17 protein-coding genes are annotated in these 15,144 nt (G+C 67.9%); 11 read left to right on the top strand and 6 right to left on the bottom strand.

The window, feature by feature from the left end; all coding sequences use genetic code 11:
• Positions 1 to 114: 114 nt before the first annotated feature.
• The 5 genes from HARCEL1_RS04140 to HARCEL1_RS04125 all read left to right on the top strand — a co-directional run bounded on the left by HARCEL1_RS04140 (position 115) and on the right by HARCEL1_RS04125 (position 5,811).
• Positions 115 to 1,554: a cellulase family glycosylhydrolase gene (locus tag HARCEL1_RS04140; RefSeq protein ID WP_108381326.1), complete on the top strand. Its 1,440-nt coding sequence runs from the start codon at positions 115 to 117 to the stop codon at positions 1,552 to 1,554.
• A gap of 110 nt (positions 1,555 to 1,664) precedes the next feature.
• Positions 1,665 to 1,889 carry a FeoA family protein gene (locus HARCEL1_RS04135; protein WP_108381325.1) on the top strand — a complete coding sequence of 75 codons (225 nt, stop codon included), beginning with the start codon at positions 1,665 to 1,667 and terminating at the stop codon, positions 1,887 to 1,889.
• On the top strand, positions 1,886 to 3,874 hold the full coding sequence (gene feoB / locus HARCEL1_RS04130) for a ferrous iron transport protein B (protein ID WP_108381324.1): 1,989 nt from the start codon (positions 1,886 to 1,888) through the stop codon (positions 3,872 to 3,874). The genes HARCEL1_RS04135 and feoB overlap by 4 nt, the downstream gene beginning before the upstream one ends.
• Entirely contained in the window at positions 3,874 to 4,047 is a 174-nt protein-coding gene (locus HARCEL1_RS13305; RefSeq protein ID WP_159077014.1) for a hypothetical protein, read from the top strand. Before feoB ends, HARCEL1_RS13305 begins: the two co-directional genes overlap by 1 nt.
• Before the next feature lie 87 nt (positions 4,048 to 4,134).
• Entirely contained in the window at positions 4,135 to 5,811 is a 1,677-nt protein-coding gene (locus HARCEL1_RS04125; RefSeq protein WP_108381323.1) for a PKD domain-containing protein, read from the top strand.
• 1 nt (position 5,812) lies between these two features.
• Here the strand turns inward: HARCEL1_RS04125 and HARCEL1_RS04120 are convergent, their stop codons facing one another.
• The 3 genes from HARCEL1_RS04120 to HARCEL1_RS04110 form a co-directional block, all read right to left on the bottom strand.
• On the bottom strand, positions 5,813 to 6,658 hold the full coding sequence (locus HARCEL1_RS04120) for a hypothetical protein (protein ID WP_108381322.1): 846 nt from the start codon (positions 6,656 to 6,658) through the stop codon (positions 5,813 to 5,815).
• 61 nt (positions 6,659 to 6,719) lie between these two features.
• Entirely contained in the window at positions 6,720 to 7,541 is an 822-nt protein-coding gene (speB, locus tag HARCEL1_RS04115) for an agmatinase (RefSeq protein ID WP_108381321.1), read from the bottom strand.
• Positions 7,541 to 7,915: a translation initiation factor IF-5A gene (locus HARCEL1_RS04110; protein WP_108381320.1), complete on the bottom strand. Its 375-nt coding sequence runs from the start codon at positions 7,913 to 7,915 to the stop codon at positions 7,541 to 7,543. Before HARCEL1_RS04110 ends, speB begins: the two co-directional genes overlap by 1 nt.
• A gap of 112 nt (positions 7,916 to 8,027) precedes the next feature.
• Here HARCEL1_RS04110 and HARCEL1_RS04105 point away from each other — a divergent pair, with 112 nt between their 5' ends.
• On the top strand, positions 8,028 to 8,570 hold the full coding sequence (locus tag HARCEL1_RS04105; protein WP_108381319.1) for a CBS domain-containing protein: 543 nt from the start codon (positions 8,028 to 8,030) through the stop codon (positions 8,568 to 8,570).
• Positions 8,571 to 8,688: 118 nt separating this feature from the next.
• On the opposite strand, the gene HARCEL1_RS13300 is transcribed toward HARCEL1_RS04105, so the two are convergent.
• From HARCEL1_RS13300 to guaB, 3 genes are all read right to left on the bottom strand, one after another.
• Positions 8,689 to 9,093, bottom strand: coding sequence for a type II toxin-antitoxin system VapC family toxin (locus HARCEL1_RS13300; RefSeq protein ID WP_159077013.1), 405 nt, complete (start codon positions 9,091 to 9,093; stop codon positions 8,689 to 8,691).
• On the bottom strand, positions 9,093 to 9,302 hold the full coding sequence (locus tag HARCEL1_RS13295; RefSeq protein ID WP_159077012.1) for a DUF7557 family protein: 210 nt from the start codon (positions 9,300 to 9,302) through the stop codon (positions 9,093 to 9,095). The genes HARCEL1_RS13300 and HARCEL1_RS13295 overlap by 1 nt, the downstream gene beginning before the upstream one ends.
• Before the next feature lie 88 nt (positions 9,303 to 9,390).
• The gene (gene guaB, locus HARCEL1_RS04095) at positions 9,391 to 10,875 is read right to left on the bottom strand and encodes an IMP dehydrogenase (RefSeq protein WP_108381317.1); all 1,485 of its coding nucleotides are present in this window, start codon (positions 10,873 to 10,875) and stop codon (positions 9,391 to 9,393) included.
• Positions 10,876 to 11,022: 147 nt separating this feature from the next.
• Between guaB and HARCEL1_RS04090 the strand changes: the two genes are divergently transcribed.
• Genes HARCEL1_RS04090 through HARCEL1_RS04070 form a run of 5 tightly spaced genes read left to right on the top strand, consistent with a single transcriptional unit; the run spans position 11,023 to position 15,135 of the window.
• The gene (locus HARCEL1_RS04090) at positions 11,023 to 11,739 is read left to right on the top strand and encodes an ABC transporter ATP-binding protein (protein ID WP_108381316.1); all 717 of its coding nucleotides are present in this window, start codon (positions 11,023 to 11,025) and stop codon (positions 11,737 to 11,739) included.
• The gene (locus tag HARCEL1_RS04085; protein WP_233357400.1) at positions 11,736 to 13,259 is read left to right on the top strand and encodes a hypothetical protein; all 1,524 of its coding nucleotides are present in this window, start codon (positions 11,736 to 11,738) and stop codon (positions 13,257 to 13,259) included. Before HARCEL1_RS04090 ends, HARCEL1_RS04085 begins: the two co-directional genes overlap by 4 nt.
• 42 nt (positions 13,260 to 13,301) lie before the next feature.
• A complete protein-coding gene (locus tag HARCEL1_RS04080; RefSeq protein WP_108381315.1) occupies positions 13,302 to 13,619 on the top strand; it encodes a cupin domain-containing protein in 318 nt (105 codons plus the stop codon).
• Positions 13,620 to 13,666: 47 nt separating this feature from the next.
• A complete protein-coding gene (locus HARCEL1_RS04075) occupies positions 13,667 to 14,494 on the top strand; it encodes an NOP5/NOP56 family protein (protein WP_108381314.1) in 828 nt (275 codons plus the stop codon).
• On the top strand, positions 14,491 to 15,135 hold the full coding sequence (locus HARCEL1_RS04070) for a fibrillarin-like rRNA/tRNA 2'-O-methyltransferase (RefSeq protein WP_108381313.1): 645 nt from the start codon (positions 14,491 to 14,493) through the stop codon (positions 15,133 to 15,135). Before HARCEL1_RS04075 ends, HARCEL1_RS04070 begins: the two co-directional genes overlap by 4 nt.
• Positions 15,136 to 15,144 lie beyond the last annotated feature (9 nt).

Here is a 15,144-nt window from a genome sequence, read left to right as displayed (position 1 = left end):
GCCGTATATTGAAGTATCCTGGACCCCAAAATATTCGGAGAGACGCGTCACCGGTGTTGATCTGACCCGCGAGGTCGATCCAGCCGGTCGGTACCGAGACACCTTCCCCAAGCCATGACCGACAGCACACGGCCCACGACCGATCGCACAGTGTCGAGACCGACGCGACGAACGTTCCTCAAAGCCGCCGGCGCGAGCGTCGCCGCGGGGACCGTCGGCGGCCTCGCGCTGGGGACGGCCGGAGCGGTCGGCATCGCGACGCCGTGGCTCCACCGCGACGGCAACTGGATGAAAGACCCCTCGGGCAACGAGGTCACGCTGCGCGGCGTCAACGTCCCCGACGCCAAGCGGATGGACTCGAAGGACTTCCGCCCGGACCACGACGAGACCATCGGACGCGCGACCGACCCCGAACGGGGCTGGTACTCCCGGGTCATCCGGTTGCCGCTCCAGCCCCTCGACATCGGCGGGCACAATACGGGTGGCATCCCGCCGATGCCGGGGTTCACCCAGGACCAACTCGACACCTACCTGGAGACGTACGTCGACCCGGCCGTCGAGTACTGTGCCGAGCGGAACGTCTACTGTATCGTCGACTACCACCGCCACCGCGAACAGGGCGAGGAGTACCTCTATACGAGCGAGGAGACCGACGCCGAGTTGACGATGTTCTGGGAGACCGTCGCACCACGCTACGCCGAGGACTCCCACGTCATCTACGAGGTGTACAACGAACCCATCGGGCCGTTCCCGGGCGAGGGCGACCCGACGACGAACGTCGCCGTGACCGAAGACCGGGCGAAAGAGGAAGGGTGGGACGTCTGGAAGGAAGCCGCCCAGCCCTGGGTGGATACGATCCGCGAGAACGCGCCCCAGAATCCGATCATCATCGGGTCGCCCCGCTGGAGTCAGTACACCTACTGGGCCAAAGACGAGGCCAACGAGTTCGACGGCGACAATCTCGGCTACGTGGGCCACGTCTACGCCCACGAGAATTTGCGCCCGCTCGGAGAGTACTTCGGCCCGCCAGCCGAGAACGTCCCCGTGTTCATGACCGAGTTCGGGTGGGCCCAGGACGGGTCGCCGTATCTGGTCGGGAGCGCCGAGGAGGAAGGCCAGGACTTCGTCGACTTTTTCGAGGAGTACCCCCAGGTCAGCTGGACGGTCTGGTGTTTCGACTCCAAGTGGAGTCCCGCGATGATGAATCACGACTGGTCGCTCAACGAATTCGGAGAGTTCTGGCGGGCCGAACTCGAAACGTACCGCGGCGTGAACGAACCCGATGGCGACGTGCCGACCGACGAGACGACGCCCGGGACGACCACGGAGACGCCCACACCACCCGCGATCGACGGCACCGTCCCCCAGGACGTCGACGGTGACGGCCTGTACGAGGACTTCAACGCGAACGACAAACTCGACTTCCCGGACGTGAACACGCTCTTCCAGCACACCGATTCGCCGTCCGTCCAGGAGAACGCCGCGCTGTTCGACATCGACGGCGACGGTGGCGTCGATCTCCAGGACGTGCTCGCCCTGTTCGAAACGGTGTAATTCGCGTTCCAGACGCCACAGGGACCGCGAATAGCGGCAATTTTCACGAGCCGGGAACCCGATCGAGCCTTTATCTTTGGCCACCCTAATTTTTACTTAGGTGGACCTAAATGGATACCGCGCTGGCCGACGCCGATCCGGGGGAGTCGATCGAGATGCGTGACGTCCCCGACGACGACACGCGCGCGAGGCTCCTTCGGCTGGGCTTTCTCGACGGCCCGGTCGAGTGTCGGAGACAGCTCACGAACGGGCCCGTCATCCTCCGGCGCAACGGAACCGAACTCGCGCTGGGATCGGCGCTGGCCGACGAGATCACGATCGATCGCCACGCATGAGCGACGACGTCGAGCACCGGGAAACGGTCGCGCTGGTGGGCGCACCGAACGTCGGCAAGAGCGTCGTCTTCGGAGCGCTCGCGGACAGCTACGTCGACGTCTCGAACTATCCCGGGACGACCGTCGACACGACCCAGGGTGAGTGCGACGACTACCGGCTGACCGACACGCCCGGCGCCCACGGCATCTCCTCGTTTTCGGAAGAAGAGCGCGTCACGCGCGACATCGTCTTGAACGAGGCCGATCGGGTGATCAACGTCGTCGACGCGACCCAGCTCGATCGCGACCTCTTCATGACCCTGCAGTTACTCGACATGGGGATCCCCACGGTCGTCGCGCTCAACATGATGGACGAGGCTGCGGCCGACGGGATCGAGATCGACGTCGAGGCGCTGGAGGCCGAACTCGGCGTGCCGGTCGTCCCGACGGTCGCCGTCGACGGCGACGGGATCGGCGAGCTACGGGATCGACTCCCCGAAGCGAGCGCGCCCGACGAAACCGGCATCGAGCGGTTTTTCTCCGATCTGCCGGCCGTCGAGGTCGGCCGCGCGCGAAAGACGCTGCTCGTCGAAGACGACGAGCCGACGGCGCGGGCGGTCGCGGACGCCGACGACGGGTTCGACGACCCAGTTGGCCCGGACGACGCGGCGGCCGACGACGCTGCCGATCAAGACGGCGTCGCCGCCGACGGCGGCGTGTTCGCCTCCGGACAGCGCGAAGCCGTCTACGGCAATCGCCGCCGGCGGGTCGGTGACGTGATCGACGCCGTCCAGCATCGTGGCGACCGCGGGCGACCGCTGGCGGAGCGGTTCAGCGATCTGATGATCGACCCCCTGACGGGCACGCCGATCGCACTCGCGATCCTCGGCGTGATCTTCTATCTCATCGGCGTCGTCGTCGCCCAGAAGGTCGTCGACTTCCTCGAAATCGTCGTCTTCGGAGAGTACTACAACCCGGCCGTCGAGGGGGTCGTCACGTCGGTCCTCCCGGCGGCGAACTGGGTCGAGCCGATCGAGTTCCTGCTCGTCAACGACAACCTCGGGCTGGTGACCGTCACCGTCCAGTACATTCTGGGCGTGCTCTTGCCACTCGTGATCGCCTTCTACCTGGTGATCGGCGTCCTCGAAGACTCGGGGATGCTCCCGCGATTGGCCGTGCTGACCGATCGCGGGCTGAACCGGGTGGGACTCAACGGCCGCGCGATCGTGCCGATGATCGTCGGGGTGGGGTGTGTGACGATGGCGGTGATCACGACGCGGATGGTCGGATCGCGCCGCGAGCGACTCATCTCGACGGCACTGCTCGGCCTCGCGATCCCGTGTTCGGCGCAACTCGGCGTGATCATGGGCCTGCTCGCCAGCCTGGGCATGGGCTGGTGGGTCGCGTACGTGGGCGTCCTCCTCGGCGTGCTCGGCGTCGCGGGCGTCGTCCTCGATCGGACGCTGCCCGGTGAGAGCGAGGCGCTCGTCACGGAACTCCCGCGCATGCGTATCCCCAAGCCCCGGAACGTCCTCCGGAAGACGTACAACCGGACGAAGATGTTCCTCCGAGAGGCCGCCCCACTCTTTGGCGTGACTGCGATCGGCGTCTCCGCACTCGATTACGCGGGTGGGCTGGACGCCATCGAGGCGGGGCTGGAGCCGTTGACGGGGCTGCTCGGCCTGCCCCAGGAGTTCGGCCAGATCCTTCTCCTCGGGCTCATTCGCCGGGACTTCGCCGCGGCGGGGATGACCGGCCTCGAACTCGGCCCATCCCAGATCTTCGTCGGCCTGGTCGTCATCACGCTGTTCGTGCCCTGCATCCTCTCGATGGTGATGATCCTCAAAGAGCGCGACCTCAAAACCGGTCTGGTCATGTGGGTCGGCTCCTGGGCCGTCGCCTTCGGCGTCGGCGCGGCGCTCGCGATGGGGTTCGCCTACGTCGTGCCACGCGTCAACGCGGCCGTCGGCGGAGTCATCGCCACATTCGCCGGAGTGATCGGCTGATGGACGTGAACTGTCCCGACTGTGGCTGTGAGATCGATCCTACGACCGGACTGACCTGTCCGCGCTGTGGAGCGACCGTGACCTGTTCGAGTCTGTCGTGTGAGGACTGTGACGGCTGTAGCGGGCTGTTCGAGCCGATCGAACGCGTCGTGCGTGAGCGACTCCGTTCGTGATACTGCCAGCGAACATATTTACAGTCCCGCGACCCGAAACGAACAACGAGGCCGACAGTCCCGAGTGTGGGACGGGCCGCAGTCACCATGACACGAGACCGTTCTTCCACGATACGACTCGACAGACGAACATTTCTCGCCGGGACCACCGCGGCCGCGACCGGGACGCTAGTCGGCCTGGCCGGGTCGGCGGCGGCCAGCACCGGGACGCTCGTGGTGGGGACGACGCTCCCCGGCCGGGTCCTCCAGCAGGACGGCGACGGTTGGACCCAACTCGGGGCAGACCTGACACCGAGTGGGTCGGTGACCGACCTGCTCGTCCACGACGGCGATCTGTACGCCGCGATCACGACCGAAACCCGAATGGTAGAGGGCACCGGGCGAGTCTACCGGTGGGACGGGTCGTCCTGGCAGCAGATCGGCGGCGACCTGGGCAACAACGTCACCGCACTCGTCGCCTACGACGGCGCCGTCCACGCGGGCGTCTCCGTCGGCGGCGCCGAGGTGTACCGCCTCGACGAAGACACCTGGACTCGTGTGCTTCGCGAGGCCGAGGCGTTCGCCGGTGCCGGTGCGCTCACCGTCTACGAGGGCGACCTCTACGTCGGAGACAGCGCCTTCGACGTGTTCGGACGCTACGACGGCGAGACGTTCACCGTCGAAGGTGCCTACGACGGGAGTTGTGTCTACGACTTCGCGGCCTACGACGGCGAGCTATACGCCGGCGCGTACCGCGGCACGCTGTTCCAGCGCGACGGTGGGGCGTGGACACGCGCCGATCAGGCGGACGCTTACGGCGAGTTGCTCACGCTCGCGACCTACGACGGTTCCCTGTGGGTCGGGACGACCATGGGGCCGGACCTGGGTCGGTTCGACGGCGATCGAATCGAGTTGGTCGAGCGGTTCGACGACTCGGTCGTCGCGCTGTTCGACGCCGGCGACGCGCTCTACGTCGGCACCGGGCAAAACGCCGCGGAGTTCGCTGACAGCATTCCCCAGGCCACGACCGGGCGACTCTATCGGTATGCCGGAGAGTCTTTCGAGGAAGTCGCCCCCGACCAGGACTTCGCGGGCGCAGTCCAGACGATCACGCGACTCCAGGTCAACGAGCCACCGACGGCGGCGATCTCGGTCGAGACCGAGACGCCCGTCACGGATGCGCCAGTCGCGCTCTCGGGGGCCGACTCGACCGACCCCGACGGCGAGATCGTCAGCTACGAGTGGGATCTCATCGGCGACGGCACGGTCGACGCCACCGGCGTGACCGTAGAGACGACCTTCGAGGAGCCAGGTGCTCACTCCGTCTCGCTCACGGTGACCGACGACGCGGGCGCGACGGCGACCGCAACCGCGACGGTCGAGGTGGCCCTCGGCGTCGGACTTCAGATCAAGCCGCCCGAAGAGCCGACACCGATCAATCCCAACCGATCGAACGGCGTCCTCCCGGTGGCGATCGACGGGACGACCGTCGATCCCACGGCGATCGACGTCGATAGCCTCCGGGTCGGCGCACCCGACGTGGTTGCCGCCGGCGACGGCGCCGCACCCGTCCACGGCGGCCACCGCACCGACGCGACCGGCGATGGCGTCACCGACCTCGTCGTCCACGTCCCGATCGCGGATTCGGGCTTCGACGGCGACGAATCGATGGGGGCCCTCCGTGGCGAACTGACCGACGGGACGACGCTGATCGGCCGAGACGAGATCACGATCGTCGGTGGCGGGCCGCACGAGAAGGGTCCGAAAGGCCCCAAGAGTCGCTGAACTACGCCCGGAACAGTTTTCCGCCGCGTTCCTCGATGACGCCACGGTCGATCAGCGAGCCGACGATTTCGGTCGTCGTGTCCTCGTCGATGTCGTACGCCCCGCGTGCGAGTTCGTACAGCGTGTCGAGTTCGATCGGGAACTCCCGGTTCTGCAGGAGTTTGACCACGCGGCTGTACTCCTGGCGGTCGAACGGTTTCCCCGCCGTCGGGTCGTCGACCGCCCCCGTGGGGTCACCGCCGTCGGCGCTCGCCTCGTCGCTACGGTCGCCCGCGGCGGTCGACTCCGCCAGCCCACCGTCGTCCGACGACGACTCGTCGGTCGGATCCGCCGGCGCGTCGTCGGGGCCGTCGGTCGACGCCGTGATCGGCTCGTCGGCAGCGGACGCCGCATCCGCCGAGGGCGACGCGGGTTCCTCACCGAACGCCGGACCGTCGGCAGCGTCCGCCGCGTCCGTCGTCGGATCCGCCGGAGCACGATCGGAGGCTCCAGCCGCATCGTCGACTGCGACACCGACATCGGCGGCCGCGTCCAGGTCCTCGACGGCATCGCCGGACGAATCGGCGTCTGCGGACCGCGAAAGCGTCGCGTCGACGTCGTCAAGCGGATCGTCGTCGAGAATTGACAGCGAGTCACTGGCGGTGTCGAGACGAGCCTGGTGGCCGTCACCCGCAGCGTCGGCGATGGTCTCCTGGAGGCGGTCGAACTTCGCCCGACAGTCCGGGCAGAGCGCGATCGTGCGCTGAGCGCTCGAATCGGTGAGGACGGCCTCGGGGACGACCGGTCGATCGACGAGTGTCTCCTGAGGCCCGGCCCCACAGAAATAACACGTGGACAATCGCTCCATACCGACGAGTCGGACGCCGCCCCCATAGGCGTTACCGTGGGCTTCGCTCCCACGACGGCACTCAGTCCGCGGTCGCGTCGGCGTGCGCGTAGACGAACGTTCGAAGGAGTTTCGCGGCCAGCGTCGCGGTCTGGCCCTGGTCGCGATCGGTGACTTCGACCACGTCGACGCCGGCGGCGTGGGGCGCGACCCGCCGAATCGCGTCTCGCAGCACCCGGGGCCGAAGCCCGAACGGTTCGGGCGTGCCCGTTGCTGGCGCGACCGAGGGGTCGGCCACGTCGATGTCGAGGCTGACGTAGACGCGTTCGCCGGCCAGATCTGGCGTCCAGTCCGGGACGGCCTCGGGCGCGACGAGCGTGACGTCGTCGCTCGCGGCGCGGTCGTACTCGCTCGCCGCCCCCGCTCGGGCCCCGAGCACGACGGCCCGATCGGCCACCTGGAGCATCCGCCGGGTCGCGGTCGCGTGGCTGTACGGATCGCCGGCGTACGACTCCCGCAGATCCAGATGGGCGTCGAACACGACGACGACGCTCGGATCGACCGCGCGCACGACCGGCGGGCTGACCGAGTGTTCGCCACCGATCACACACGGGACGAGGCCGTCACGAACGGCCTCCCCGATCACACTCTCCAGGTACGCGCCGTACTCGCCGCGGTCACCGATCGAACCGGGCGACCCGACCGATCCGTGGTCCGCGACGCCACAGTCCGAGAAGGTCCGATCGCTGTCTCGGTCGTAATCCTCGAAATGCCGGCCCGCCGCGCGAACCGCCTCGGGCCCGTAGCGGGCCCCGGGACGACCGCTCGCGGAGCGATCCAGCGGCGCGCCCACCACCAGGTAGCGAGCGTCGTCACGCGCCGTCGTCGCTCCCGGAAACTCCATCACACGATCTTGCGCTGGCCCTCGTAGTCGAGGAACTCGATCTGGTCGTCGGGTTCGAGGTCCACGTCCTCGGGGTCGCGCATGACGAACGTGTCGTAGGTGTCGAGGTCCATGATCTGGACCTCGTCGTTCTCGACGTTGACGACCTGGCCCTGTTTGCGTTCGATGATCGGGACCCAGACCTTCGCGTCGACGGGCTGAGAGAGACTGCGCTTTTGCCCGTCGAAGACGCCTTTCGCGTCGATGCGGGCTTTCGCACTGCCGTGTTTGCCCGGCTTCGCCGTGCTGTAGGACGTGATCTTGCAGGGAGTGTCGTCGACGTTGACGTAACTTCCCTCGTCGAGTTCACGGACTTGAGTCTGCTGTCTCGGCATGGGCCGGGATTGCCACCCGCCGAGTATAAACGATTTGAATGCAGTCGCTCGATTCGAACCGCAGCGCCCGCGTGCCGGTGGCTTTATGTATAACCCGTAGTTATCCTCGCGCATGAACCTGCCGACGCCCGACGACTTGCGCGAGCGCCGGACGGACCTCGAACTGACCCAAAGCGAGTTGGCCGACCGGGCGGACGTCTCCCAGCCACTGATCGCCCGGATCGAGGGCGGCGACGTCGATCCGCGGCTGTCGACGCTCCGACGGATCGTCGAGGCACTCGACGCCGTCGAAGGCAGTATTCTTCGAGCGGAGGATCTGATGCATTCGCCGGTCGTGAGCGTCGAACCCGACGACAGCGTCCACAACGCCAAGCAGGTGATGGACGAGAAAGGCTACTCGCAGGTCCCGGTGATCCGTGACGGCACGCCGAAGGGGCTGATCGGCAACTACGACATCCGCCAACATTCCGACGACGACGTCGGGAAACTCCCCGTTCAGGAGGTCATGCACGAGTCGATCACGACCGTCGAGCCGTCGGCCACCGTCGAAGAGATCGACACGTATCTGGATCACCACGACGCCGTGCTCGTCGTCGAAGACGGCGCGACGACCGGCATCATCACCGACGCCGACATCGCCGCGCACGTGTCGTAGGGTCATCTTTGATGACCGGAAAAGAGGGGCGTCCACAACGCCCGGAAAGTAGGGGCATTTCAGATGCCCGGAATATAGGGGCGTCCACGACGCCCGATCACAGGGGCCTCGACGCCCTTCACGCCACGTCGAGAACGGTGAGATCGAGCAGATCGTACAGTTCCGGAGCGTCGAAGTCCCGATCGGCAGTCACGAATCGGCCGTCGCCACACCGTGCCGTCGCGAGATGGAGGAGATCGGCGGCCTGGAGCGAACGATCGATAGCGTCGAGACGGGCCCGGAGCGTCGCCGCTTCGGCGGCCACGGCGAGGTCGATCGGGGCGATCTCTTCGAACGTCCGTTCCAGGAAGCGGCGCTCGTCCCGTCGACGCCCGTCGTCGGCGTAGTAGGAGAGATACTCCCAGGCGACGGTGGCGGGAATCGCCCACGGCTCGGTAGCGTGGTCCCGAAGGTACGCCGCGACCGTGGGGTCGGGCGGATCCTCGACAGCCTTTCGGAGCACGCTGTCGTCGAGATACAGCACTACCGCCCCTCCAGCGACTCCGAGAGCTCCTCGTTGGCCCGTCTCATGTGCGAGGAGATCCCCTCGGCACGGCCGAGAAGCGCCTCGACGTCGGCCGACGATCGATCGACGACGATGCGGTCGAGTAACTCGTCGAACGTTTCGTCCTCCCGCTTGATCGCTTCGAGTTTGTCCTTCGTCGCTTCGGACACCCGAATGGAGGTGCTCACGTGTATGCATCGTATGCGAACGAGCAAAACCGTTCGGGTGGCCCGGTTTAGTCCAGTCCGCAACGCGGCCTCAGTCGATAGCCGCCGATCACTCGCCCGGCGAGTAGTTCGGCGCTTCGTCGGTGATCATCACGTCGTGGGGGTGATTTTCCTGTTGGCCCGCCGAGGAGACCCGGACGAACTCCGCGCGCTGCTGGACGGAATCGATCGTGTCGGCCCCGACGTAGCCCATCCCGGATTTCATCCCGCCGACGAGCTGGTGAAGTTCGTTCTCGACCGGCCCTTTGTACGGCGTCGCGGCCTCGACGCCCTCGGGGACGTAGTCGTCGTCCTCGTCGACGTCTTTGAGATACCGTTCGCCGCCGCCGGATTTCATCGCGCCGACCGAGCCCATCCCACGATACTGTTTGTACTTCTTGCCGTTCATCGTGATGACCCGCCCGGGCGCCTCGTCGGTGCCCGCGAAGTACGACCCGAGCATGACGGCGTCGGCCCCCGCGGCGATGGCCTTGATCGCATCGCCGGAGTATCGGATGCCGCCGTCGGCGATGACGGGCACGTCGTGGTCACTCGCCACGTCGGCGACCTCCGAAACGGCCGTCAACTGCGGCATGCCCGCGCCAGAGACGACGCGGGTCGTACAGATCGAGCCCGGACCGATGCCGACCTTGAGCCCGTCCGCGAAGTCGACCAGATCTTCGGCGGCCTCACGCGTGCCGACGTTCCCGACGACGACGTCGGCCTCGACCGCGTCTTTGATCTCGCGGGCGGAGTCGACGACGTCGAGGTTGTGGGCGTGCGCACAGTCGGTGAAGATGACGTCCGCGCCGGCCTCGTCGGCGGCGACCGCGCGATCGAACTCGAAGGGCCCGACGGCGACGCCACAGCGCAGGCGGCCCTCGTCGTCACGAGCGGCCTGATCGTACTCGCGGCGCTGGAGGATGCCCTGCATCGTGATCAGGCCGATCAGCCGGTTCGCGTCGTCGACGATCGGGACGCGCTCGATCTTGTGCTCGTACATCAGTTCGAGCGCCTCCCGAGCGGTGACCGACTCGCTGGCGGTGACGACCTCGTCGGTCATCGCCTCGCGGACCTCGTCGGACTCGCCGACTTCGAGATAGGGGCGAACGTCCGTCGCCGAGATGATGCCGAGTACCGCGTCGTCTTCACCGATCACGGGCGCGCCACTGACGCCCTCGCGGTTCATCATCTCGTCGACCTCGCGGACGGTCTGTTCGGGGTCGGCGGTGACGACGTCGCGGATGATCAACTCGTCGGCGCGCTTGACGCGCTCGATCTCGGCGACCATCTGCTCCTCGCTCAGGTTGCGGTGAATCACGCCGAGACCGCCCTGGCGGGCCATCTCGATCGCCATGTCGCCCTCGGTGACGGTGTCCATCGCCGCCGAGAGCACGGGGACGTTGAGTTCGACGGTCGTGGAGACACGCGTGCTGACGTCGGCGGAGTCGGGTTCGACGCGGCTCTCTTTGGGACGGAGCAGCACGTCGTCGAAGGTCAGTGCCTCCGGCACGTCGAGTTTCGCGGAAAACGGGGTGGAATCGCCGTGTGCCATGTCGCCGGTCGGATCCTCCGGCCCAAAAACGTTGCGAGCGCGGACGCAGATAGCGACCCGTTCACACGACCCTCTCGTCACCGTCCGTTACCTCCCGATCACGAGACCGCCGGCACGCTTAGGCCCGATCGGCCCCACCATCGACCAATGGCGGCGATCGAATGCGACGGCGTCCACAAGGCCTACGGGTCGATCCGGGCGCTCGACGGCCTCACACTGTCGATCGAGGCGGGCGAGTTGTTTGGACTCCTCGGCCCCAACGGCGCGGGCAAGACAACCACGATGTCGATTCTCACCGGACAGATCACGCCCGACGACGGGACGGTGCGCGTGCTCGGGACCGATCCCGTCACCGACCCCGTCGGCGTTCGCGAACTGGTCGGCATCCTCCCCGAACGGTCGAGTCCGCCGAGTTTCCTCACCCCACGGGAGTACTTCCAGTTCGTCGGCGCGGTGCGAGCAATGTCCGACGACGCGGTCGAACGGGCGACCCGTGAGTGGGCCGACCGCCTCGATCTGGGCGGGCACATCGACACGCTCTCGACCGACCTCTCACGTGGGCAAAAACAGAAGGTGATGATCGCCGCGGCCTTTCTGCACGAACCCGAGGTCGTGTTCATCGACGAACCGCTGGCGAATCTCGACCCGATCGTCCAGGAGACCGTGAAGGCGTTTCTCTCCGAGTATCGGGCCGACGGGAACACCATTCTCCTCTCGACGCACGACGTCTCTGTCGCCGCCGAGCGGTGTACCCGGGTGGGCATCGTCCACGACGGCGAGTTGGTGACGACCGTTCGGCCCGACGCGATCGACGAGCGGTTGATCGACGTGTTCACCGATCACGTGGGAGGCGAACGCGCGTGAGTTCGGAGCCCGGCGACCGTCCAGACCATCACCCGGGCGGCCGCAATGGTCTCGCCTACCGTCTCGGTGCGACGATCCTCGGTGAGCGCCGGGCGGCCGTCCTCGCCGCGATGGGGCGCGAGGAGTATCGACTGCATCGCCGTCTCTTTGCAGGCGGGCGCTTCGCGGCGTTCCCGGTCGTGATCGCGGTGCTCGTCGCGGCGGGCAGCCTCCTCTTCGTCGAGACCGGGACGGACCCGGACGTCATTGTGGGCGGGCTGGGCGCGCTGGCGGTGATCTTCGGGTTGCACACCGGATCGATCGGGTTCGTCGGCCGCGACGCGATTCAGGATCTCCTCGGCGAGATCACGCTGGTCGTCTTCGCCGGGCGGACGCTGCCGCTGTCGAACGGGGAGCTACTCGGCGCGTTCGTCCTGAAGGATCTGGCCTACTACGCGATGCTCTTTCTCTTCCCGATGGCGGTCGGCGCGACGCCGGCCATCGCCGCGATCGAACGTGGCGCTGGTGGCCCCCTCGCGATCGCGCTCGGCGTCGCCTGGCTGTGGGTCAGCCTGCTCGTCGGGTTCGCCCTCGGACTCGGGACGACGCTCGCGGGGATCGGCCTCGCGCGTCGTGGGCTCTGGGGCCGGGCCGCACTCGCACTCGCGGCGACGCTCGCGGTCGGCGGCCTCCTCGCGGGTGTCGATCCCCGACTGGTCGTCCCCGTCGGATCGATCGAGACTCTGACGCCCGCACGCGTCGCGGGCGCGGCGAGCGCGCTCGCGGTCGTCTACGCGACCGCAGCGCTCACCTTCGACCCCGCGAGCGGGCGGGCCGAACGGTCGGTCGACCCCGCGTTCGCCCGGTGGAACGCCCGACTAGGTGACCCGATCGCGACGAAGACGCTGCTCAGCCTGCATCGGAGCACGGGTGGGATCGGCAAGGTCGGGTTCTCGGCGGCGATCCTCGCGATCGTCACCGTCGCGCTGATCGATCTCGCCGGCACGATCACCGGGCGCGCGCCGTCGATCGGTCTCTCTGTCGGCGCAATGTTGGGCCTCTCGGGCTTTACGACCTACAACTGGCTGGCCCAGGCCGCCGACCCCGACGCCGATCGCGCCCACCCGATCTCGATCGGGCAGATCGTCCGCTCGACCGCGACAACCGCGATGGTGCTCGGACCTGCAGTCGGCCTCGCGGCCCACGCGATCGTCGTCCTCTGGACGGGGGCCGAGGCGATCCCCGCGCTCGTCGGGGCCGTCTTGCTCGTCGGGATCGTCTGGTACGTCGTCGGCGTCACCGTCGCGCTCGCGGGCCTCTCGCCGGGCGAGTTCCTGTTCGACGGCGTCCGGTTCGCCCTGTTCGGCGTCGCGACGATGGTCCCGCTGGGGGCGATCTTCGTCGTCGCGTTCGTGATCGCACCGCTGCCCCCGATCGGACTTGCGGCGCTGGTCGCGCTTGCGGTCGCACTCGGCACGATCGGGCTGGGGGCCGTGCGTCTCGCCGTCGGGCGGTGGACGCGTCGGCTACGACAGGCCTGATCGACCCCCACCATTAGGACACCTCCGGACGAAGCGCCGACGATGTACGACACCGCCGCTGTCGAGGACGTCGAGGAACTGGCCCCCGGCATGACCTTCCTGCGGGACGCGCTGGACTGCGAGCACCTGGGTGTGACCCTCCTCGAAGCCGATCCGGGCTGGGCGGGCAAGCCCCACGATCACGCCGACGACGGGCAAGAAGAAGTGTATCTGCTCGTGGAGGGCACGGCGACGGTCACCATCGAGGGCGAGGAGGTCGGGATGAGCGCGGGCGACGCCGTCCGGATCGACCCCGACGCGACCCGCGAGATCGCTGTCGGTGCCGAGCCCGCGACGTTCGTGCTCGCGGGCGCGCCCTGACCGGACCCGACCGGAACGCCTTCGGTCGCGGCCCGTCAGACTCGACCATGACCGAGGCTGCGGGCTGGTTCGAGGACTGCGATCTCTCCGACGAGGACGCGGTCAGGCGGGCGATTCGCGAGGGCTCGGCCGACGCGACGCGGGACTGGCCCGCCATCGCCGTCGAACAGGGTGTCGCTGCGGATCGCGAGGCGTACTACGATCGACTCCACACGGCGACGGTGGGTGCGACGCGAGACGCCGTTCGCGAGCGCGAGCAGGCGGACGACCAGCGCGTCATCCACCAGGTCCGCGCGCTCGACGACTGCCGGCGGACGGCGAACGAACTCGCCGAGCGCGTCAGCGAGTGGGCCGGCGCGGAACTCGGCGAACGCGAGGCTGGCCTGGCGTACGCCCGCGACATCGCGGCCCGCGAGGACGCCCCCGAGTCGTTGCAGCGACTGGCCCAGCGAGTCGTCGATCTGGACGAAGAGGCCGACACCCTCGAATCGGCCCTCGAAAGATCGGTGCCGTCCGTCGCGCCCAACCTCGCCGCGCTCGCGGGCCCGATCCTCGCCGCACGGCTGATCGCGCTCGCGGGCGATTTGAAGACGCTCGCGCGGAAACCCAGCGGGACGGTGCAGGTCCTCGGGGCCGAAGACGCCCTCTTCGCGCACCTCCGGGGCTCCGCACCGTCGCCGAAACACGGCGTGATCTTCACCCACGACGCCGTCTCGAACACCCGCCCCGAGAAGCGTGGCTCGGCGGCCCGCGCGCTCGCGGGCAAACTCTCGATCGCCGCGCGGATCGATCACTACAGCGGGGATCGCCGCCCGGAACTGGAGGCCGACCTCGACGAGCGCATCAAACAGATCCGCACGGGGGGAGAGCAATGAGCCTGCCCGAGGGCGTCGAGCGCCGCGACATCGACGGCCAGGAGACGCTCGCGACGCGTGGCCCCCCGATCAGCGAGGAGGCGACCGACGGCGCGTGGCGAGCGTGGGACCCCCGGCGCTCGAAACTCGCCGCGATGGTTGCGGTCGGCCTCGACCTGCCGATTACGGCGGGCGAGCCAGTGCTCTATCTCGGTGCGGCGGCGGGGACGACCGCGAGTCACGTCGCCGATCTGGCCCCGACGTACGCCGTCGAGTTCGCGCCCCGGCCCGCGCGGGATCTGGTCGCCGTCGCCGCCGATCGCGATCGCCTCTTTCCACTGCTCGCGGACGCCCGCGAGCCCGAATCGTACGCCCACGTCGTCGAACCAGTCGAAACGATCGTCCAGGACGTCGCGACCCGCGATCAGGCGGACGTCGCACTCGCGAATCGCGAGTTCCTCCGCGAAGACGGTCGTCTCGCACTCGCGATCAAGGCCCGGAGCGTCGACGTGACCGACGATCCCGACGCGGTGTTCGAGTCCGAACTCGACGCGCTGCGCGAGGGCTACGAGATCCTCGATCGGGCGCGGCTGGACCGGTTCCACGAGGATCACCTCGGCGTGATCGCCCGGCCCCGGTACTGCCACAAGCAGAACGCTTAGGCCCACCGG

It is taken from the genome of Halococcoides cellulosivorans, assembly GCF_003058365.1.
GTDB classification, from domain to species: Archaea; Halobacteriota; Halobacteria; order Halobacteriales; family Haloarculaceae; genus Halococcoides; species Halococcoides cellulosivorans.
The sequence above is the reverse complement of the archived record's forward strand: the minus strand, read 5'-3'. Positions and strand labels throughout refer to the sequence as shown.